Source organism: Acetobacter sp. ESL1128, assembly GCF_058505085.1.
This window is the reverse complement of record NZ_CP196369.1, coordinates 778,843-798,469: the sequence shown is the minus strand read 5'-3', so window position 1 is coordinate 798,469 and position 19,627 is coordinate 778,843. Positions and strand designations below refer to the sequence as shown.

The window sequence follows — 19,627 nt, the reverse complement described above, 5'->3', positions numbered from 1 at the left end:
TTATCTACAACGCCCCTGTTAACCCGCCGCAGTCCGGGAGAGACACATGACACTCAACCTAACCGTTCCACCCCAGACTCATGCTGATTTTTCGCCCAAGATCACCGTTATAGGCGTTGGCGGCGGGGGGACGAACGCGGTTGACAACATGATTGCCTCCAACCTGCAGGGTGTGGAGTTTGTTGTAGCCAACACCGATGCGCAGAGTCTGGCCAAAAGTCTGGCCGACAGCCGCATCCAGCTTGGCCCGCACCTGACCCACGGCCTTGGCGCAGGTGCCAAGCCCGAAGTGGGCCGTGCCGCAGCGGAAGAAGCCGCGGACGAAATTGCCCGCTACCTGGACGGCGCACATATGGTGTTCATCACCACCGGCATGGGTGGGGGCACGGGTACAGGGGCAGCACCGGTTATTGCCCGCATGGCGCGTGAGCGGAACATTCTGACCATTGGCGTGGTCAGCAAGCCTTTCGCCTACGAAGGCAAGCGCCGCGCACGTGTGGCGGATGAAGGTATTCAGGAACTTCAGCAGTATGTTGATACGCTGATTGTCATCCCCAACCAGAATCTCTTCCGTATTGCCAACGAACGCACCACCCTGCGCGAAGCCTACAAGCTGGCTGACGAAGTTTTGAACATGGGTGTGCGCGGCGTTACCGACCTGATGATGGAACGCGGCTACGTCAACCTCGACTTTGCCGACATCCGCAGCGTTATGGCGGAAATGGGCAAGGCCATGATGGGTACGGGCGAAGCCGAAGGTGAAAACCGTGCGGTGGAAGCTGCCGAAGCCGCCATTTCCAACCCACTGCTGGAAGATACCTGCATGGCCACCGCCAAGGGCCTGCTGGTCAATGTTACCGGTGGTGAAGACATGACCTTCTTTGAAGCGGAAGAAGCCTTCAACCGCATCTGCCGCGAAGTACCAGAAGACGCCAACATGATCTTTGGTACGGTCATTGAAGAAAAAATGAGCGGGCGCGTACGCGTATCCGTTGTTGCCACGGGGATTGACGTACCCTCAGGCGCGGCTGAACGCCCGCATCTGGCAGCAGTGGAAACCGAAGCCCAGCCAGAACAGACCTACGCTGCTCCTACGGCACAGCCCAGCGCGCCGCCGCCTGCACAGCCTCAGCCCCCCGTGGCCGAGCAGAGTGCCCCCGTACAGCAGCAGGCCTATGCTCCCCAACCCGGCCATGCCGCCCCCCCGGCGCACATGGTTCCCGGTCAGGTTGCCGCTGCGGCACAACAGCCCCGCCAGCCTGCACCGGCCCCCGCACCAGCGCCTGCTGCATCCAAACATGCCAATCTGTTCAGCGAACCGCCGCGTCCCTCGGCCTACCCTGTGCAGGACCCCAATGCACGGAGCCTGTTTGGCCGCGTGACTGGTGCATTCCGCCGGGCCACCACGCCAGAAACACGGGAAGAGCCTGTAGCGCAGTCTCACCCCACCATCAGCCAGGCAGAGCAGGGTGCACCCCGCCATGGTGAAGGCGATAACGGGCTGGAAATTCCAACCTTTCTGCGCCGCTAAGCCTTATGGGCTACCCCCGCCCGGCACCTGTGTGCCGCATGGCGGGGGATGAAACAGACGGCAATAATCATTGACTCGCATCTGCCCCAAACAGGCCCTAGCGTTAGTGTGAGATAACTTTCCACACCAATACGGGGCGGTCGGAATCATGGATAATCTGTCTGGGGAGCTTACCCCATGTTCCAAATCTGTGGAGATCCTCCCCACCACCATGCGACAGATGCGCCAAAAAACCGCACCGGCCCAGCACACGCTGCACCATGCCATTTCTGCCGTAGGTATTGGCCTGCACACAGGCCGCTCCATTAACATGACCATTGCCCCGGCCCCCGCAGGACACGGTATTGTTTTCCAGCGGACCGACCTGCCACAGGCAGCCCCCCTGCCCGCGCGTTATGATTACGTAGTGGAAACACATCTGAGCACCGTTCTGGGCGAAAAAGCGCGCCCCGAAAACCGGGTTGCAACCGTTGAACACCTGATGGCTGCCCTTTGCGGATGCGCCATAGACAACGCACTTGTTCTGGTTGATGGGCCGGAAACCCCGGTGTTTGATGGCTCCGCCACAGATTTTGTTTTTCTGCTCGACTGCGCCGGACGCAAAACGCAGGACCTGCCACGCAAGGTGGTACAAGTGCTGGAACCCGTTCGGGTGGAGCACCAGAATGCCTGGGTGGAACTGCTCCCCCACAGCAGCCCAAGCCCGCATTTATCCATGAGCATTGATTTTCCCGCCCGCGCCATTGGCGCACAAAGCTATGCTCTGGACCTGACCCCGACCTCCTTCCGCAATGAGCTGGCCCGTAACCGCACCTTTGCCATGCGGCAGGAAATTGAAGCCCTGCATCAGGCCGGGCTGGCATTGGGCGGGTCTTTGGATAACGCCATTGTTGTGGATAATGACGTTGTGCTCAACCCGGCGGGCCTGCGCTGCCCGGATGAGTTCATCCGCCACAAGATCATGGATGCGGTGGGGGATCTGTATCTGGCGGGCTGCGTGCTCAACGCCAGCTTCCGGGGTAACCGCTCGGGCCACACGCTCAACAACATGCTGCTCAAAACCCTGTTTGCCCAAAGGACCGCATGGCAGGACACAACAGACCTGCAATCCACCTCTGCTGCGGCCTGACCAGCTTTTTGCACGGCTCTTTCAATAATCGGCGTTTCTTTGCTTTTCTTGACCCGCTGACATGCTATAAGATTTCGTCTCGATCTGAAGAGCCGGTATGTTTGATATTTCTATAAAAACACAGTCAGTCCGTCGTCGTCTGCCGTTCGTGCTCTCAGCTCTGGTGCTGACCGGGCTTACGGGTTGCAGTCTTTTGACCGGCAGCAAAAAAGGGCCAATTACGCCCAAAATTGCACCACCGGAGACGCTCTATAACAACGGCATTGATGCCCTGCGCACACGCCGCTACGAGCTGGCTGCTGCCGAGTTTGAAACACTCCAGCAGAACTACCCCTATTCGGGTTACATCCCCAATTCCCAGCTGATGGAAGGGTATTCCTACTACCTTAAAGGGAAATACCCCGAAGCCGTGCAGCAGCTGAACCGCTTTATCAGCCTGCACCCCACCAGCACCGATTCCGCCTATGCCTATTACCTGCGCTCGCTCTGCTTTTATGAGCAGATTGCAGACGTGCAGCGTGACCAGCAGGGTACGGCGGAAGCCATGGACGCGCTGGAAGAAGTGGTTACCCGCTTCCCCCAGAGCAAATACGCCCGCGACGCCCAGCTTAAAATCGATCTGTGCCGTGACCATCTGGCTGGCAAAGAAATGCTGGTTGGCCGCTATTACCAGCGCGAACGTAATTATGAAGGTGCCATTAACCGTTACCAGCGCGTTGTGCAGGACTTCCAGACCACCAACCATGTGCCTGAAGCACTCGAACGCATGGTGGAAGTGTACTTGGACCTTGGGCTAACCGATCAGGCGCGCAAATCCGCCATTGTTCTGGGTTACAACTACCCCGGTAGCCAGTGGTACCACTACGCTTACAACAAGCTGAAGAGCTACCACCTGATCGACGGCAAACTGCCGCCTCCGGGCAAGGCAGTTACAACCCCTGCCAAGCCGGACCTGCTCAAAGCACAGGCGTCAGACACACGGGATGAGCGTATGGCCACCCCGGCAGCCATGCAGCAGCCTGCAACCGCTACTCCTGCGGCGGGTTCCTCCACACCTGCGGCCAGCACACAACCGGCCCCGGCTCCTGCGGCGGCCACCAAAAAGTAATACGGCTTTTTCACTTTCACTCTTGAACTAAGAACACAACAGGAACATACAGGACTCACCTTTCCTGTTCGCAGCGAGGGTATGCCTGTTCACGCTCAGGCGGGAGCAGGCGCATTTGTTTAGTCTGTTCCGCAGACTCCAGTCATTTCAGGTGTGAACCTAAAAGCCGGATGTCGCTATGCTGACACATCTTTCCATCAGAGACGTTGTGCTGATCGAGGCACTAGACCTTGCTCTCCACCCCGGCTTTACCGCCTTAACGGGGGAGACCGGGGCAGGCAAATCCATCCTGCTGGATAGTCTGGGCCTTGCCATGGGCGAGCGCGCCAATGCGGGCCTTGTCCGCGCCGGTGCGGAGGAAGCCCGTGTAACCGCCTGTTTTGAAACCCCGGCAAGCCATACGGTTTACTCCCAACTGGAAGAACAGGGCATTCCGGCCGACAAAGGCGAACCCCTTGTGCTGCGCCGGGTTATCTCGCGCGAGGGGCGGTCACGCGCATGGATTAACGACCAGCCCGTGGGTCTGACCCTGCTGCGTCGAATTGCTTCCGCTCTTATCGAAATTCAGGGCCAGCATGAGCAGATGGGGCTGGCCGATGCCTCCACCCATCGCGGCCTGCTGGATGCTTACGGCATTAAGCCCTCCCTCCTTAAAAAAGTCGCACAGGCCTTTACCCACTGGCAGGACCTGCGCCAGAGCCTTGCCAGCGCACAACAGGCACTGGAAGACGCCGCCCGTGAGGAAGAATGGCTGCGCCATACGGTGAGCGAACTCTCCGCCCTGGCCCCCCAGCCAGGGGAGGAAAGCCAGCTGGCGCAGCAACGCCACGCGCTCCAGCAGGCCGAACGCCGGGGCGAGGCCGTGGCAGCCGCCCTGTCCGAACTAACGCCGCGTGACCGCCGCTCCACCGGGCCAGCCGCCGCCCTGCGCGCTGCCAACCGCGCCCTTTTGCGTCTGGTCCCCTCCACCACATCGGACAGCACACCGCCTGAAACCGATGAGCTTGCAGGCCGCACCGCCGAAGCCCTGAGCGCATTGGAAAATGCAGAAAACGCACTGGCCGAAGCTGAAAGCCTGCTCTCCCGCCTTATGGCAGATACGGAAGCCAACCCACGGGAGCTGGAAGAAACGGAAGAAAGGCTGTTTGCCCTGCGCACCGTTGCGCGCAAACACAACGTGCTGGTGGATGAACTGGCAGCTTTGCTGGCGCAACTGACTGCGCGCATCCATGCACTGGACAATGGCGCCACCGAGCTGGAGGGCCTGCGCAAAGCCACTGAAGACGCCCGGCTTGCCTATATGGAGGCCGCCCGCGCCCTGACCGATGCCCGCGCCCTTGCCGCAAAAAAAATGGAGCAGGCCGTAACGGCCGAACTCAAACCCATTAAACTGGAAAAAGCCCGTTTTCTGGCCGAGTTGCAGCCCCTCCCCTCCGAGCAGTGGAGCCGCCACGGCATGGAGCAGGTCATGTTCCTTATTGCCGCCAACCCCGGCCAGCCCCCCGGCCCCATTGCCAAGGTGGCATCGGGGGGGGAACTATCCCGCCTGATGCTAGCACTCAAGCTGGTTCTGGCCGGGCAATCTGGCATTGGCACGCTCATTTTTGACGAAATTGACGCAGGCGTAGGTGGTGCCACCGCTGCCGCCATTGGTGAGCGCCTGCACCGTCTGGCACTGAATGTGCAGGTATTGGCCGTTACGCACAGCCCGCAGGTTGCCGCCAGTGCTGATGCGCATTTACGGATTGGCAAACAGACCCGTAACGGACAAACCGCAACCCACGCCATAGCTCTGGCAGAAACCGAACGCAGGGAAGAAATCGCACGCATGCTGGCAGGAGACACCATTACCGATGCAGCCCGCGCTGCCGCCGCCAGCCTGCTGGACTCCAAAAAATGACAACGAACACCACCCCGGTCACGGAAATGAACAGTGATCAGGCCCGCACGGAACTGGCTGAACTGGCCAGCCAGATTGCCTACCACAACACCGCCTACCATGGTCATGACGCCCCGGAAATAAGCGACGCGCAGTATGATGCCCTGCGCAAGCGCTACACCGAGCTTGCCGCCCTTTACCCCGATGCCGAACCACAGAACAGCGCAGCCAATGCAGTCGGGGCCAGCGCGGATACGGGGCTTGGCAAGCATGTCCACCTTGCCCCCATGCTCTCGCTCGACAACGTGTTTGACCGTGAGGAGTTTGAAGGCTTCATCACCCGTGCAGCACGGTTTTTAGGGCTGGATCAGGCAGATACGTCCAGCCTGCGTCTGGTGGGTGAACCCAAGATTGATGGTCTTTCCATCAGCCTTACTTACGAATCCGGCAAGTTCATCCGGGGCACCACTCGGGGCGATGGCACGGAAGGGGAAGACGTAACCGCCAACCTGCGCACCCTGCGCACCCTACCTCTGGAGCTCCCCGCCCCCTACCCCGACCTGATCGAAATTCGCGGGGAAGTCTTCCTCTCCAAAACCGACTTTATCGCACTCAATGCCGCACAGGAGGCAGCAGGCAAGCGCCTGTTTGCCAACCCGCGCAATGCGGCGGCGGGGTCCTTGCGGCAGCTGGACGCCAGCATTACAGCCCAGCGCCCGCTCTCCCTTTTTGCCTATGCGCAGGGTTTCTGCTCGGACAAGGCAACCCGTAGCCACTGGGCTTATCTGGAGCAGCTCAAGGCATGGGGGTTTACGGTCAACCCGCTCTCCCGCCAGATTGAGGGGGCGGCCGATGCCGAAGCTTTTTTTGAGGAAATCAACCGCGAGCGCGCCAGTCTGGCCTATGATATTGATGGCGTTGTTTACAAAATAGATGACTTGAGCCTGCAGGAACGTCTGGGCTTTGCCGGGCGTGCCCCCCGCTGGGCCATCGCGTGGAAGTTCCCGGCAGAACAGGCCATCACGCGCCTAAACGCCATAGAAATTCAGGTCGGGCGCACCGGTGCCCTGACTCCAGTTGCACATCTGGAACCGGTTAACGTTGGCGGGGTGCTTGTAACCCGCGCCACCTTGCACAATGAAGACGAGATTACCCGCAAGGACGTGCGCGAAGGTGACCTTGTGTACGTCCAGCGCGCAGGCGATGTTATTCCGCAGGTACTTGGTACGGTCCCAGCAGGTGAGCCAGCGCCCGAACGGCAACCTCTTTTTCATTTTCCCGATCATTGCCCCGTATGCGGCGCGCTGGCCGTGCGGCCTGAAGGCGAAGTGGTGCGCCGCTGCACCGGCGGGCTGACCTGCCCCGCACAGGCCGTGGAGCGACTGATCCATTTTGCCTCCCGCCTTGCCTTTGACATTGAAGGGCTGGGTGAGCGCAGTATTCGCGAGTTTTATGACGCCGGGCTGATCCACACCCCCACCGACATCTTCCGGCTCAAGGCCCACGCAGCAGCTCTGGAACAGCGTGATGGCTGGGGTGAGCAGTCTGTGCGCAACCTGCTTCAGGCCATAGACGACCGGCGCACAATCCCACTTTCGCGCTTTATTTACGCGCTGGGCATCCGCCGTATTGGGGAAAGCAACGCCCGCCTGCTGGCCCGCCATTACGGCAGCTATGCCAACTGGCTGCAGCAGATGGAGGCGGCCACCATTATCGGCTCTGACGCCCGGCTGGAACTGGGGTCCATTACCGGCATTGGTAACGCCATAGCAACGGATGTAGTGGCCTTTGTTGCTGAGCCCCACAACCAGACCACGCTGGCCGAACTGAGCGCCGAGCTGACCATTACCGAGGAAAGTGCCGCCAGTGGCGGCCCTCTGGCGGGCAAGACCATTGTGTTTACCGGCACGCTGCTCACCATGACCCGCCCGGAGGCCAAGGCCACGGCCGAACGCATGGGGGCCAAGGTGTCCGACTCCGTATCAAAAAAGACCGATCTGGTGGTGCTGGGGGAAAAGGCAGGCTCCAAGGCCAAAAAAGCGGCGGAGCTGAACATTCCCACCATGGACGAAGCAGAATGGAACACCTTTTGCGTAACAAACGGATAGAACCACCACACCCGCAGTTTTTTACCATTTACGTGTAAAAGAGAGATTGCCCGACGGCCAAATCTGCGCCATGCTGCCGGGCAACGAAGGGGTGGAGTTCGTCGTCCAAACCAAAAATAAAAATTCCGTGCCCAGTCCGGCTGCTGTTCCGGTATCCCCTGTTCCCATCCCCTCGGTCGGAACTTCAGCTCATCTGGCACAAAAGAATGAAGTGAACGGCAAAATGACCAAGTGGATCTACAGTTTCGGCGCTGGCCAAAGCGAAGGCAACGCCGGGATGCGCAATCTCCTCGGCGGCAAGGGCGCCAATCTGGCGGAAATGGCCAATATTGGCCTGCCGGTGCCCCCAGGATTTACCATTACCACTGAAGTCTGCACCGCCTTTTACGACAACGGACGGAAGTACCCCGCCGAGCTGGAATCCCAGCTTGAAGCGGCTATGGGGCTGGTAGAACAGGCTATGGGCCTGCGCTTTGGCGATGCCGAAAACCCGCTTCTGGTTTCTGTCCGCTCCGGTGCGCGCGTTTCCATGCCCGGCATGATGGACACAGTGCTCAACCTTGGTCTGAACGACGCAACGGTTGAAGGCCTTGTCCGCTCCTCGGGCGATGCCCGCTTTGCATGGGACAGCTACCGCCGCTTCATTCAGATGTACGGCTCCGTTGTGCTCGGCGTGCCGCACCACGAATTTGAAGACCTGCTTGAACAGGCCAAACGCGCCGCTGGCAAGATTGATGACACCGCCCTGACCGCCGAAGAATGGCAGGACGTTGTAAAAAGCTACAAGCAGATTGTCCTGTCCGAAACGGGAACCCCCTTCCCCGAAAATCCCAAAGACCAGCTGTGGGGCGCCATTGGAGCCGTCTTTGGCTCATGGATGAACCCACGCGCCAACACCTACCGCAAACTGCATGACATTCCCGCAAGCTGGGGCACGGCTGTTAACGTTCAGTCCATGGTGTTCGGCAACATGGGGGATGACTGTGCAACGGGCGTGTGCTTCACCCGCGACCCGTCCACGGGTGAAAACATCTTCTACGGCGAATACCTGATCAACGCACAGGGCGAGGACGTTGTGGCCGGTATCCGCACCCCGCAGCCCATGGCGGAGTGTCGTTCGGTCGAGGGTCAGACCTCGATGGAAAAAGCCCTGCCCAACGCGTACAGCGAACTGCTCAAGGTGCGCGACCTGCTTGAACGCCACTACCGCGACATGCAGGACATTGAATTTACGGTGCAGGCCAACAAGCTCTACCTGCTCCAGACCCGCTCGGGCAAACGGACCGCCGCCGCAGCCCTGCGCGTAGCCATTGACATGGCCAAGGAAGGCCTGATCACGCAGGAAGAAGCGGTAACCCGCGTTCCTCCCGCATCGCTCGACCAGCTGCTCCACCCTGTGCTGGACCCCAAGGCCGAGCGCCAGCTGCTGACCCGCGGCCTGCCCGCATCCCCCGGTGCTGCAACCGGGATAATCGCCTTCTCCGCCGAGGATGTGGAAGACCGCGCAGCCAAGGGTGAAGACGTTATTCTGGTGCGTATTGAAACCTCGCCAGAAGACGTACACGGCATGCACGCAGCCCGTGGCGTGCTGACCACCCGCGGCGGTATGACCTCCCACGCAGCCGTTGTGGCCCGTGGCATGGGCCGTGTCTGCGTGGCCGGTGCTGGCAGCATTGCCGTGGACTACAAGGCCCAGACCATGACCGTGGATGGCCACACGCTCAAAGCGGGCGAGTGGATTACGCTCGACGGTGGTACGGGTGCTGTTTACAAGGGTCGCGTTCCCACCATTCCGCCCACCCTTTCGGGCGATTTTGCCACCCTTATGGGCTGGGCAGATGGCGTACGCCGCCTTGGTGTGCGCGCCAACGCCGAAACACCCGAAGATGCACAGACCGCCCGCCGCTTTGGTGCGGAAGGCATTGGCCTGTGCCGGACCGAGCACATGTTCTTCGGCCCTGACCGTATTGGCCATGTGCGCCAGATGATCATGGCGGATGACGCACAGACACGCGCCCGCGCTATTGAGGCCCTTCTGCCGTTCCAGCGCAGCGACTTTACGGAACTCTTCCGTATTATGGCTGGCCTACCGGTCACCATCCGCCTGCTCGACCCGCCGCTGCATGAGTTCCTGCCGCATGGTGAGGCCGAGCTGGCTGATGTGGCCAAGGCACTGGGCAAGGATGTGGAAAGCCTGCGCGCACGCCGCTCGGCTCTTTCCGAATCCAACCCCATGCTGGGCCACCGTGGTTGCCGCCTTGGCATTACCTACCCCGAAATCTACGCCATGCAGGTGCGTGCCATTACCGAGGCCGCACTGGACATTGCAAAGGAAACCGGGAAGGCTGTGGAACCCGAAATCATGATCCCGCTGATCGGCACCAAAGCCGAGCTGGATCTGGTTCGTAAATCCTGCGAAGGCGTTATTGCCGATGTGCTGAGCGAACGTGGCGTCAAGCTTGCTTACAAGATTGGCACCATGATCGAATTGCCCCGTGCAGCCCTGACTGCGGACCAGATTGCACAGAGTGCTGACTTCTTCTCCTTCGGCACCAACGATCTGACCCAGACAGCCCTTGGCCTCTCGCGTGATGATGCAGGCTCCTTCCTGCCTGAATACGTGGAAAAAGGGCTGCTGCCCCAGGACCCCTTCGTTTCCATCGACCGCGAAGGCGTGGGCGCTCTGGTGCGCATGGGTGTGGAAAAAGGCCGAGCCGCAAAGCCCGACCTCAAGCTGGGCATTTGCGGTGAACATGGTGGGGACCCGCTCTCCATCGCCTTTTTTGAAGAAGTCGGGCTGGATTACGTCTCCTGCTCCCCCTTCCGTGTGCCGGTCGCCCGTCTGGCCGCAGCACAGGCAGCTCTTGCCGCACGCAATAACAAGGCTGTTAAAGCCTAAGGAAAAAGTGGCCGCCTCGCTTTGAGGCGGCCATTTTTCAATCTGATACCATGCAAAAAATTCTTACTCTCCACCTCGTTTCCGAGGCTACGGGGCAAACGCTCGATTCTGTGGCGCGGGCCTGCATTGCACAGTTCCCCAACACTGAAGTCCGGCTACGGCACTGGAACCTGATCCGCACCCAGATCCAGCTCCGGCGGGTTTTGCGGCATATTGCCAATAACCGTGGGCCGGTCATGTCCACCCTGACAGACCCGATCCTTCAGGCGGATATGGAAGCCGGTTGCGCCAGCCTGCAGATCAGGCTTCTGGACGTGCTGGACAACGCCCTGAACTTTCTGGCCGAAGAAACCGGGGAAGAGGCAACCCGCCACCCCGGCGGCCAGTATATTATGGACGAAAACTACTACCAGCGCATTGAGGCCATGCATTATGTGCTGGCCCATGATGATGGGCAGGAAACACGCGGCCTGAACAAGGCGGATGTTATTCTGGTTGGCGTCTCACGCGTTTCCAAAACACCGACCTGCTTCTATCTGGCTAACCGGGGCATAAAGGCGGCTAACGTACCTCTGGTTATGGGCATAGAACCACCAGAAGCCCTGTTTACTACAACCAAGCCGGTTATTGGCCTGACCATAGACCCCGAACGGCTGATTGAAATCCGCCGCAACCGCCTGAACCAGATGATCCCGGGCAAGTCCCGCCCAGAGGCCATAACCGATTACGCCTATATTGATCTGGAAAAAGTGCAGGAAGAACTGCACTGGGCAAGGCGGTTATGCCGCCGCCATAACTGGCCAGTCATAGATGTAACGCGCCGCTCCATTGAGGAGTCGTCTGCTTCCATTCTGGAACTGATTGCCACCACAGCCTGAAAACACGCCCCTGTTGCCCCTTTTTAACGGGGCCACAGGGGTATCTCCCAGCCTCTGGCTTTGATTGAACAGAACCATGGGCTGGGCGAGGCATTTAGTCGTTCATTTCCTGCGCTGTCAGCCTTTGTACCCGCACAGCCTGCCCTTGGGCGTTGTAATAAATCACACTGCTCCCGCGCCGCTGGGCATACCCATCTGGCTGGCCGCCTTTGGTCCAGAACAGCAGCCGGTTTGTATCGGCCTGTTCCACCACCCTGTCCCCCGGTGGCACAAAACGGTATTTGCTAAAGTCCTTGTGCGCGCGTGGCAAAGGTAACTTGCCTGCCAGATTATGCATGCTGGAGGCACGGTGGGCGTCCGTGTCATCATCATCCCCACCATTGAGCGGGTCACCATCGGCGTGGGCGGGCACACCGGCCATAAGGGGCAGTGCAAGCGCACACAAGCCAAACAGGATTTTCCATTTTTTACGGAATACCGGCATCATGTGGGTGCTTTCTCCTTTGTTCAGACCTCTGGTGGCAGGGTTTGCCAGTTCCGGGCTAGCGTAACACAGGTTAACATCTGTTACCGCGTTACTCCTGTTACAAAAGACTGTCAGCCCCCAGTTTTGGCATATGCCCCTCGTGAAGCTGCGCATTGCCCCCGCCCGACTTGCCCGAACCGGAACGGAAAGGATAAGAAGGGCGCATGACACAAACGCTGGTCGGCCCTTTTTTGCTGGAACGGGATATTAAAAAAAGCCGTTTTCTCGCACGCGCAACCCCCATTGCCAGTATTGCGGAAGCCGATGCGTTTATTGCCAGCATTGCCGCTGCCGAGCCGGATGCCACCCACCATTGCTGGGCATGGCAGTTTGGCCCCCACTGCCGCTGCCACGATGCGGGAGAACCCTCGGGCACGGCAGGCCGCCCGATTTTGCAGGTGGTTGTTGCCCAAAAGCTGGACCGCGTAGCTATTGTGGTGTCCCGCTGGTTTGGGGGGATCAAACTGGGTGCGGGTGGGCTGGTGCGGGCCTATGCCGGCACGGCAGCCGAATGCCTGCGTGAAGCCCCGAAGGAAGAGCTGATCGAGCGGATCAGGCTTGGGTTCCACTGCCCGTTTTCATTACTGGGAATTATTCAGGCCCGTCTGCCTGAGTGGGGAGTGGAGGCCGAGCCACCCGTTTTTGATGAAAACGGGGCGTGGTTCCAGCTTCTGCTCCCACAGGCTTTGCAACAGGACGTCTGTGCAAAGCTGACCGACCTGACCAGTGGCCAGGCCGATATTCGTCTTATAGAGGACGAACCCACACCGGCTTAGCGCGGGGTAACCCAGCCATTGCCTGTGGAATCCCCCACCTGCCCCGAACCAAACGGACCGGAACTCTGGTAAGCGGAACCATAGCGGGACAGGTCCGAGCCCGTGACCGAATCCCTGTGCACCTTGGCCAGATGGTCCGGGTCATCCCCATGCTGGAACTCCATGGACGGAGCATCCTGATAACCGGGGGGCAGGCTACGGTGCCCGTGCACGGTCTTTGCTTCGGTTGATTTGCCCGCGCCCGTGTCCATGTTGCCATTCCCTTCGGAGAAGGAAACATCGTCATTGGGGGTCATCAGGGGGTCCGCGTGAGCAACACTTACTGCCCCCACAAGGCTGGCCCCCACCAGAAGGCCGGACATCACGTTTACAAACGGTCTACGCAGCTGCGCCATTGCGCGTTACCCCGCAAGAAAAAAGAAAAAACACCCCACACAAACCATAAAGCACATGGCCGCGCAGGTTCCATACTGGTCCCCCTTATCACACCAAAAGTGCAAAAATCCAAATCCTCTGGTCAAGAGTGGGGCAGATGCCACACCATTGACCAGAACATGGCTTGGGCCAGCAAACGCTATTTGCGTAATTTGTGCATATTAGACATAAAGGCAGCCGCCTTTGGCAAATTCATGCCCAAGAGAGATTGTTTTTACCCATCTGCTTACCATTTGTGTGTAATCAGCCCAACTGAACAGGAACGCGTTATGAGTGCTACGCTCACCCAGCCCAACCCGACGTCTGAGACCTGGATGCCGGATAGCTGGCGTTCGTTTCCGTTCAAGCAGATTCCCACCTATCCGGACGCAGCGGCCCTTAAAAACGTTGAGGACCGGCTGAGCGCCTACCCGCCGCTGGTTTTTGCTGGTGAAGTGCGTCGCCTGCGCAGCCATCTGGCCCAGGCCGCACAGGGCAAGGCCTTTGTGCTTCAGGGCGGCCCGTGCGCTGAAAGCTTTGGCGAGTTCAAGGCCGATATTGTGCGCGACACCTTCCGTGTGCTGCTGCAAATGGCCGTGGTGCTCACCTTTGGGGCCAAGGTGCCGGTCATCAAGCTCGGCCGTATGGCTGGCCAGTTCGCCAAACCGCGCTCTTCCGATATGGAAACGATAGATGGTGTCAGCCTGCCATCCTACCGGGGGGACATCATCAACGGGCCGGAATTCACCCCTGAAGCCCGTATTCCCGACCCGGCACGGATGGAAACAGGGTATTTCCAGTCCACCGGAATCCAGAACCTTCTGCGCGCCTTCTCTCGCGGGGGGTACGCCAACCTGCACGAAGTGCACCGCTGGAACCTGGGTTTTGTGGAACGCTCCCCGTTGGCCAACCGCTACCGCACCATGGCCGAACGTATTGGTGAGACCCTCGCCTTCATGCAGGCCTGCGGGATTGACGCAGCCTCCTCCGCCCAGGTGGACGAAACCGAGTTCTACACCTCGCACGAAGCCCTGCTGCTGCCTTACGAGCAGGCCCTGACGCGCGTCGATTCCACATCGGGCGAATGGTATGACTGCTCGGCCCATTTTGTGTGGATCGGGGACCGCACCCGCCAGCCCGATGGCGCGCATGTGGAATTCCTGCGTGGGGTGCGCAACCCCATTGGCATCAAGGTTGGGCCCACCACCAGCGTGGAAGACATCAAACGCCTGACCACCATCCTCAACCCCCAGAGCGAGGCCGGGCGCATTACCCTGATCTCACGCATGGGGGCGGAAAAAATCGAACAGTTCCTGCCTCCGCTCATGCGGGCGGTCAAGGAAACGGGGCAGCCTGTGACATGGATCAGCGATCCCATGCACGGCAACACCATCTCGACCGAGAACAAGGTCAAGACCCGTTCGTTCGATGCGGTGATGAAGGAAGTCAAAGGCTTCTTTGCCGTGTGCGCAGCCGAGGGCGTACCTGCTGGTGGTGTTCACCTGGAAATGACCGGCCAGAACGTGACCGAATGCGTAGGCGGTGCCCAGCGCCTGACCGAAGCAGACCTTGGCGCACGGTACGAAACCTTCTGCGACCCGCGCCTGAATGCCGAACAGTCTCTGGAACTGGCATTCCTGATCGCGGAGGAGTTGACCGGCCGCAACTAAGGCCGCGCTGCTCTTTGCCTGATCACAGAAGCGGGGGGTGGTCTTTACGCCACCCTCCATCACACCCATCATCTGTGCAGTGTATTTGGCAGAAAAGAGCATTTCAGCAATGACGCAGTCCCCCTCTGGCGTAACGGCTCCCGGCATTACTACGGCACAGGCCGCAACCGCCCTGACAGATGCAGAAATCCGGGCACGCACGGATTCCTACTTCAACCGCACCAGTCAGATTGTCAGCCACTTTGGGGATTGTGAGGTCACTTACGCCTTTTTCCTGCGCTGCCCTGTTATTTCCGCCCCCGGCATTATGCTGGAATGGCTGAAGAACGTTATGGCCGAACGCGGCAGCCATTACACCGTGGACCTGCTCCACCCCGAGGGCGAATGGGTTGGGGCGGGGGAACCGCTGGTCTATGTGACCGGCTCGTTCCTGCATCTGGCGGATTTGGAAACACTTCTGCTCCAGAAGCTGGGGAGTTCCTGCGTTGCGGCCCTGCGGGCTTACCAGATGGCGCTCTCCCTGCCACAAACCCGCTTTCTGGCCATGGATGCCCGGCATTGCGCAGGCTACGAAATGCAGGAACTTATGGCCTATGCGGCCTCGGTTGGTGGGCGGGCTGCCCAACAGGACGGGGCGGTAGGCTTTGTTGGCACAGCCAATGATGCCGTTTCCGCCTTTTTTGGCACCACACAGGGCGCAGGCACCATGCCCCACGCGCTTATTGGGTATGCGGGTTCCACCGTGCGGGCGGCGGAAATGTTCCACGAGACATTCCCCGATTCCGACCTTGTGGTGCTGGTGGACTATTTTGGGCAGGAAATAACCGACGCACTGGCCGTATGCCGCCGGTTTGAAGACCTGGCCAAAGCAGGCCGCATTGCCGTGCGGCTGGATACGCATGGCGGGCGATTTATGGAAGGGCTGAACCCGCAGGAATCCTATACCGTGGTCAACCGCCACGCCCCCGAGGCCCTGCGCCGCTACCGCTCGGACCGTGAGCTGCGCTACCTGATTGGCACAGGCGTTTCCGCCGCATCCATCTGGAAAATGCGTGAGGCACTGGACGAGGCAGGGTTCCAACAGGTGCGGATTATCGCCTCCTCGGGCTTTGGGGTCACCAAATGCGCCTGTATGGCCGATGCGCATGCCCCCATAGATGTTGTTGGCACAGGCTCGTTCATTCCCGAAATATGGAACGAAACCTACGCCACAGCCGATATTATTTCGTACAACGGTGTTGAGCGGGTTAAAATCGGGCGTGAATTCCTGTTTGCCTCCGCCCGCAACAAAAAGACAGCTAGGAAAACCTCATGAGCGAAACCGAAGCCCCTCAGGAGCAGGGCTGGAAAGTCCGTATTCTGGACCTGTCCGGCGGCGCCGAAGACAATATTGTGGAAGAGGTTGGCGTTTTTCATGACCTTGCCCACGCCAACGCCTTTGCCCGCGCCTATGTGCGTGACAGTGTGGAGCGCTGCCGCACGCCCGGTGCCTCCGCCAAGGACGTGCTGGACACATGGACCAGCTTTGGCGAGGACGCCGTGGTTATAGACGCAGAAGACGATGGCTGGCGCTCCGCCAACGAACTGGATGACTTTACCGCAACCCCGGCAACCCCCATGGAGCGTGACTGGCGCATGCTGGACCCCCGCCGGCTGGTGGACGGGGAAGACATCCTGCTTGAAGATGAAGAAGATGCGGGAGTGGAAGAGGACGACACGGACACGTTCGACCCCGGCCTGCACAACCTGCACTAATTCCCGCCCACAGGCGGCAGCGGCAGGCAGCCCCACCCGGCATGCCACCCCTGCCCCTGTTTTATGTTTCCTTCGCGCTGGTCTTTCCAGCCCATTCACGGCATAAGCCCCTGTTATGAAACTCCGCTTTGCGCCCAGCCCTACGGGCCTTCTCCATGTGGGCAATGCCCGCCTTGCCCTTGCCAACGCCCTGTTTGCCCGCCGCAACAAGGGCAAATTCCAACTGCGTATTGATGATACGGATACCGGTCGCTCGCGCGAGGAACTGGTAGGCGCCATCCAGCAGGATCTGGAATGGATGGGCATTACGTGGGACGAGACCTTCCGCCAGACCGAGCGGCTGGACCGCTATGCTGCCGCCATTGAAAAGCTCAAGGCATCCGGCCACCTGTACCCCTGCTTTGAAAGCGAGCAGGAACTGGCCGCAAAGCGCGAAACCCAGATCCGCCAGCGCCGTGCTCCTGTGTATGACCGCGCCATGCTCAAAATGACCGAGCAGCAGCGCGCACAGGCCGAGGCCAATGGCAAGGTACCTTACTGGCGCTTCAAACTTTCTGGCCGCATTGTGCGCTGGCGCGACCTTGTTATGGGGGAATGTCAGGTCAAGCTGCCATCTGTATCCGACCCGGTTCTGGTCCGTACCGACGGCACGGTGCTGTACACGCTGGCCTCGGTTGTGGATGACCTGGAAACAGGGATCAGCCACATTATCCGTGGGGAAGACCACGTTACCAATACCGGTGTGCAGATTGACATAGCCGAGGCTCTGGGCGCGCGCCCCGACCACTTCCGCTTTGCCCACCTGCCCCTGCTGCTGGATGAAAACGGCGGCAAGCTTTCCAAACGGTTTGATGCCTGCTCCCTGCGCACCCTGCGTCAGGACGGGGTGGAGGCGGAAACCCTGATCTCCTACCTCGCACGCCTTGGCAGTTCGGACGACCCGGCACTCATGCCGTTTGATGCGCTGGCCCAGAGCTATGACCTGTCACATGTCTCGCGCTCGGCTGCACGGTTTGACACGCGCCAGCTTCTGGCCATGAACCACCGCTACCTTGCCCAGCTTCCCTTTACCACGGTGGCCGACAAGCTGCCCAAAGGGGCTACGGAAGCCTTCTGGCTGGCTATTCGCAGCAATATCGACCTGCTTTCGGAAGCCAAGCTGTGGCTGAACGTTGTGGAGGGGGACATTATCCCCCCCGTGCAGGAAGAGGACGAAGCATTCCTGCAGGATGCCGCAGCCCTGCTCCCACCCGAACCGTGGGATGTGGAAACATGGAAGGCGTGGACAGCCGCGATCAAGGACAAAACAGGCCGCAGCGGTAAAAGCCTGTTCCACCCCCTGCGTGTTGCCCTGACGGGGGAAGAACACGGGCCTGAACTGCGCGACCTGCTCCCCCTTATCGGCCGCAAACGCGCACTGGCCCGCCTGCTGCCTTCTCAGGTCTAAACCAACGGCAACGCCATATGGCCCCGGTATAGGCTGCCGGGGCCATGTGTGCTGCCCTGTAGCGGGTCTGGCTGAGCATCTTCTGGCCCGTGTCTTTTTGTCCATTGCGCATAACATGACTTGACCGTGCGTGTTCCCGCCTTTCAATAGGGGGCTGCACCGCTTTATCTGTCAGTCTGGAATCTGTATGCGCCCTGTTCTGCACCGCCGTACATTTGGTTTGGGCCTGACCACGCTTCTGGCCGCCCCCACAGCCGGACGGGCCACCAGCATACCCGACCTGATGGACCGCCCTCCGCCCGAACTGGAGGAGTTAAAGTGGCACCCCCCGCTCCGGGAGGCCATTCAGGCACTCATTAACGCGCATGGCCATTATTCCGACACCTATAATGGCAACGCCCCCCCTTATGTGGTGATGGACTGGAACAACACCGCCATAGTGGGTGATGTGCAGCAGACATTGTTCCTGTTCATGCTGGAACACTTCTGCTTTTTGCTGCCAGCCCAGAAGTTCCGCAGCCTGATCCATGTGCACGCATCCAGCCACCCCCTGCCAGCCCCCTTTGCAAACCTTGCCGGGCAGCCGGTTACTTTTCCCGACCTTGTGAGCGATATTGTAGAGGATTACAGCGCACTGGCCGCCCGCTACGGGCACATGCCCCACCCCATTGCGCGTGAGGAATTACAGGACAACCCCGCCATGCTGGCCTTCAGGGCACGTATGGCATTCTGCCATCAGGCAGTGGCCGCCCTGCATGGCCCCGATGCGGCACAGCAATGGCTGATCCGGCTGGTTGCAGGGCAAACCCAGACCGATGTGATTACCCTGAGCCGCGCCGCCAATGAATGGTGCCTTGGGGCGTCGATCAGCAACCAGAGGTGGGTCTGCCCTGCCTCCCGCCCCGGCAAAGCTGGCCCTGTGCAGGCGGACATAACGCAAATGCTGCGGCTAACGCCCGAAATGGGCAACCTGCTCCAGATTTTGCAGGAACACGGGATAGACCCCATTATCTGCTCTTCCGCACTGGAGGACCTGATTGCCCTGTTCGCCACCTCGGCCGAATACGGCTACAACCTGCGGCACGAGCACGTGTTTGGCGCGCGGCTGGTCGAGCGCAAGGGCGTTATGGAACCCACCGAGGTCTCCCACTACCCATTCCCCGCAGGGGTTGGAAAAACCGAGCTGATCCGCCTCCATTTTGAACAGAAACGCAAACAGCCCCCCCTGATGATCTTTGCGGGGGAAAGCAGCACGGCCAACCTGCTCAAATCCTTCCCCGATACACCGCTATGCTGCCTGATCAACCGCAAACAGTCCGAGGATATGGAGGTCTTCCTGCGCGAGGCCGCACAGCCCGCCCCGGCAGGCACGCCCCGCAGACTCTACCTACAGGGGCGGGACGAAAACACGGGCGAATGGCGGCCCCATACCAGCAGCCTGCTGCTGGGCAGCACAACTCCCACCCTGCCAGCCTGAACCACCGGGCACAGGGGAGCAGGCTGGACT

Annotated in this window: 15 protein-coding genes; 13 read left to right on the top strand and 2 right to left on the bottom strand. The window is 60.0% G+C overall.

Features of this window, described 5'->3' with window-relative positions; translation table 11 throughout:
- The first annotated feature begins 46 nt into the window (after window positions 1–46).
- From ftsZ to ACSYTG_RS03700, 7 genes are all read left to right on the top strand, one after another.
- Window positions 47–1,531, top strand: coding sequence for a cell division protein FtsZ (gene ftsZ, locus ACSYTG_RS03730; RefSeq protein ID WP_489783070.1), 1,485 nt, complete (start codon window positions 47–49; stop codon window positions 1,529–1,531).
- A gap of 148 nt (window positions 1,532–1,679) precedes the next feature.
- Complete coding sequence (gene lpxC / locus ACSYTG_RS03725) at window positions 1,680–2,660, top strand: UDP-3-O-acyl-N-acetylglucosamine deacetylase (RefSeq protein WP_489783071.1); 981 nt, start codon at window positions 1,680–1,682, stop codon at window positions 2,658–2,660.
- Window positions 2,661–2,757: 97 nt separating this feature from the next.
- Window positions 2,758–3,768: an outer membrane protein assembly factor BamD gene (locus ACSYTG_RS03720; protein WP_489783072.1), complete on the top strand. Its 1,011-nt coding sequence runs from the start codon at window positions 2,758–2,760 to the stop codon at window positions 3,766–3,768.
- Window positions 3,769–3,946: 178 nt separating this feature from the next.
- Window positions 3,947–5,668, top strand: a complete 1,722-nt coding sequence (recN, locus tag ACSYTG_RS03715; protein WP_489783073.1) for a DNA repair protein RecN — start codon at window positions 3,947–3,949, stop codon at window positions 5,666–5,668.
- Window positions 5,669–5,694: 26 nt separating this feature from the next.
- Window positions 5,695–7,755, top strand: coding sequence for an NAD-dependent DNA ligase LigA (ligA, locus tag ACSYTG_RS03710; RefSeq protein ID WP_489783116.1), 2,061 nt, complete (start codon window positions 5,695–5,697; stop codon window positions 7,753–7,755).
- 223 nt (window positions 7,756–7,978) lie between these two features.
- Window positions 7,979–10,654: a pyruvate, phosphate dikinase gene (gene ppdK / locus ACSYTG_RS03705; protein WP_086645699.1), complete on the top strand. Its 2,676-nt coding sequence runs from the start codon at window positions 7,979–7,981 to the stop codon at window positions 10,652–10,654.
- A gap of 50 nt (window positions 10,655–10,704) precedes the next feature.
- On the top strand, window positions 10,705–11,532 hold the full coding sequence (locus ACSYTG_RS03700) for a pyruvate, water dikinase regulatory protein (RefSeq protein ID WP_086645597.1): 828 nt from the start codon (window positions 10,705–10,707) through the stop codon (window positions 11,530–11,532).
- A gap of 94 nt (window positions 11,533–11,626) precedes the next feature.
- On the opposite strand, the gene ACSYTG_RS03695 is transcribed toward ACSYTG_RS03700, so the two are convergent.
- On the bottom strand, window positions 11,627–12,019 hold the full coding sequence (locus tag ACSYTG_RS03695) for a hypothetical protein (RefSeq protein ID WP_233129051.1): 393 nt from the start codon (window positions 12,017–12,019) through the stop codon (window positions 11,627–11,629).
- 203 nt (window positions 12,020–12,222) lie between these two features.
- Here ACSYTG_RS03695 and ACSYTG_RS03690 point away from each other — a divergent pair, with 203 nt between their 5' ends.
- Window positions 12,223–12,834 carry an IMPACT family protein gene (locus ACSYTG_RS03690; RefSeq protein ID WP_278740872.1) on the top strand — a complete coding sequence of 204 codons (612 nt, stop codon included), beginning with the start codon at window positions 12,223–12,225 and terminating at the stop codon, window positions 12,832–12,834.
- Here ACSYTG_RS03690 and ACSYTG_RS03685 read toward each other — a convergent pair.
- Window positions 12,831–13,229 carry a hypothetical protein gene (locus ACSYTG_RS03685; protein WP_086645599.1) on the bottom strand — a complete coding sequence of 133 codons (399 nt, stop codon included), beginning with the start codon at window positions 13,227–13,229 and terminating at the stop codon, window positions 12,831–12,833. The genes ACSYTG_RS03690 and ACSYTG_RS03685 overlap by 4 nt on opposite strands.
- 309 nt (window positions 13,230–13,538) lie before the next feature.
- On the opposite strand from ACSYTG_RS03685, the gene ACSYTG_RS03680 reads away from it, so the two are divergent.
- From ACSYTG_RS03680 to ACSYTG_RS03660, 5 genes are all read left to right on the top strand, one after another.
- Window positions 13,539–14,918: a class II 3-deoxy-7-phosphoheptulonate synthase gene (locus ACSYTG_RS03680; protein ID WP_095349224.1), complete on the top strand. Its 1,380-nt coding sequence runs from the start codon at window positions 13,539–13,541 to the stop codon at window positions 14,916–14,918.
- Window positions 14,919–15,027: 109 nt separating this feature from the next.
- Window positions 15,028–16,233 carry a nicotinate phosphoribosyltransferase gene (locus ACSYTG_RS03675; RefSeq protein ID WP_253527917.1) on the top strand — a complete coding sequence of 402 codons (1,206 nt, stop codon included), beginning with the start codon at window positions 15,028–15,030 and terminating at the stop codon, window positions 16,231–16,233.
- Window positions 16,230–16,673, top strand: coding sequence for a hypothetical protein (locus tag ACSYTG_RS03670; RefSeq protein ID WP_354857184.1), 444 nt, complete (start codon window positions 16,230–16,232; stop codon window positions 16,671–16,673). Before ACSYTG_RS03675 ends, ACSYTG_RS03670 begins: the two co-directional genes overlap by 4 nt.
- Before the next feature lie 115 nt (window positions 16,674–16,788).
- A complete protein-coding gene (gene gltX, locus ACSYTG_RS03665; RefSeq protein ID WP_489783074.1) occupies window positions 16,789–18,120 on the top strand; it encodes a glutamate--tRNA ligase in 1,332 nt (443 codons plus the stop codon).
- A 187-nt stretch (window positions 18,121–18,307) separates the two neighbouring features.
- The gene (locus tag ACSYTG_RS03660; protein ID WP_489783075.1) at window positions 18,308–19,597 is read left to right on the top strand and encodes a lipoprotein pyruvate-formate lyase; all 1,290 of its coding nucleotides are present in this window, start codon (window positions 18,308–18,310) and stop codon (window positions 19,595–19,597) included.
- The last annotated feature ends 30 nt before the right edge of the window (window positions 19,598–19,627 follow it).

Coding starts and splice junctions, on each gene's coding strand:
- ftsZ (WP_489783070.1), top strand. CDS start 47: ATGACACTCAACCTAACCGTTCCACCCCAGACTCATGCTGATTTTTCG.
- lpxC (WP_489783071.1), top strand. CDS start 1,680: ATGGATAATCTGTCTGGGGAGCTTACCCCATGTTCCAAATCTGTGGAG.
- ACSYTG_RS03720 (WP_489783072.1), top strand. CDS start 2,758: ATGTTTGATATTTCTATAAAAACACAGTCAGTCCGTCGTCGTCTGCCG.
- recN (WP_489783073.1), top strand. CDS start 3,947: ATGCTGACACATCTTTCCATCAGAGACGTTGTGCTGATCGAGGCACTA.
- ligA (WP_489783116.1), top strand. CDS start 5,695: ATGAACAGTGATCAGGCCCGCACGGAACTGGCTGAACTGGCCAGCCAG.
- ppdK (WP_086645699.1), top strand. CDS start 7,979: ATGACCAAGTGGATCTACAGTTTCGGCGCTGGCCAAAGCGAAGGCAAC.
- ACSYTG_RS03700 (WP_086645597.1), top strand. CDS start 10,705: ATGCAAAAAATTCTTACTCTCCACCTCGTTTCCGAGGCTACGGGGCAA.
- ACSYTG_RS03695 (WP_233129051.1), bottom strand. CDS start 12,019: ATGATGCCGGTATTCCGTAAAAAATGGAAAATCCTGTTTGGCTTGTGT.
- ACSYTG_RS03690 (WP_278740872.1), top strand. CDS start 12,223: ATGACACAAACGCTGGTCGGCCCTTTTTTGCTGGAACGGGATATTAAA.
- ACSYTG_RS03685 (WP_086645599.1), bottom strand. CDS start 13,229: ATGGCGCAGCTGCGTAGACCGTTTGTAAACGTGATGTCCGGCCTTCTG.
- ACSYTG_RS03680 (WP_095349224.1), top strand. CDS start 13,539: ATGAGTGCTACGCTCACCCAGCCCAACCCGACGTCTGAGACCTGGATG.
- ACSYTG_RS03675 (WP_253527917.1), top strand. CDS start 15,028: ATGACGCAGTCCCCCTCTGGCGTAACGGCTCCCGGCATTACTACGGCA.
- ACSYTG_RS03670 (WP_354857184.1), top strand. CDS start 16,230: ATGAGCGAAACCGAAGCCCCTCAGGAGCAGGGCTGGAAAGTCCGTATT.
- gltX (WP_489783074.1), top strand. CDS start 16,789: ATGAAACTCCGCTTTGCGCCCAGCCCTACGGGCCTTCTCCATGTGGGC.
- ACSYTG_RS03660 (WP_489783075.1), top strand. CDS start 18,308: ATGCGCCCTGTTCTGCACCGCCGTACATTTGGTTTGGGCCTGACCACG.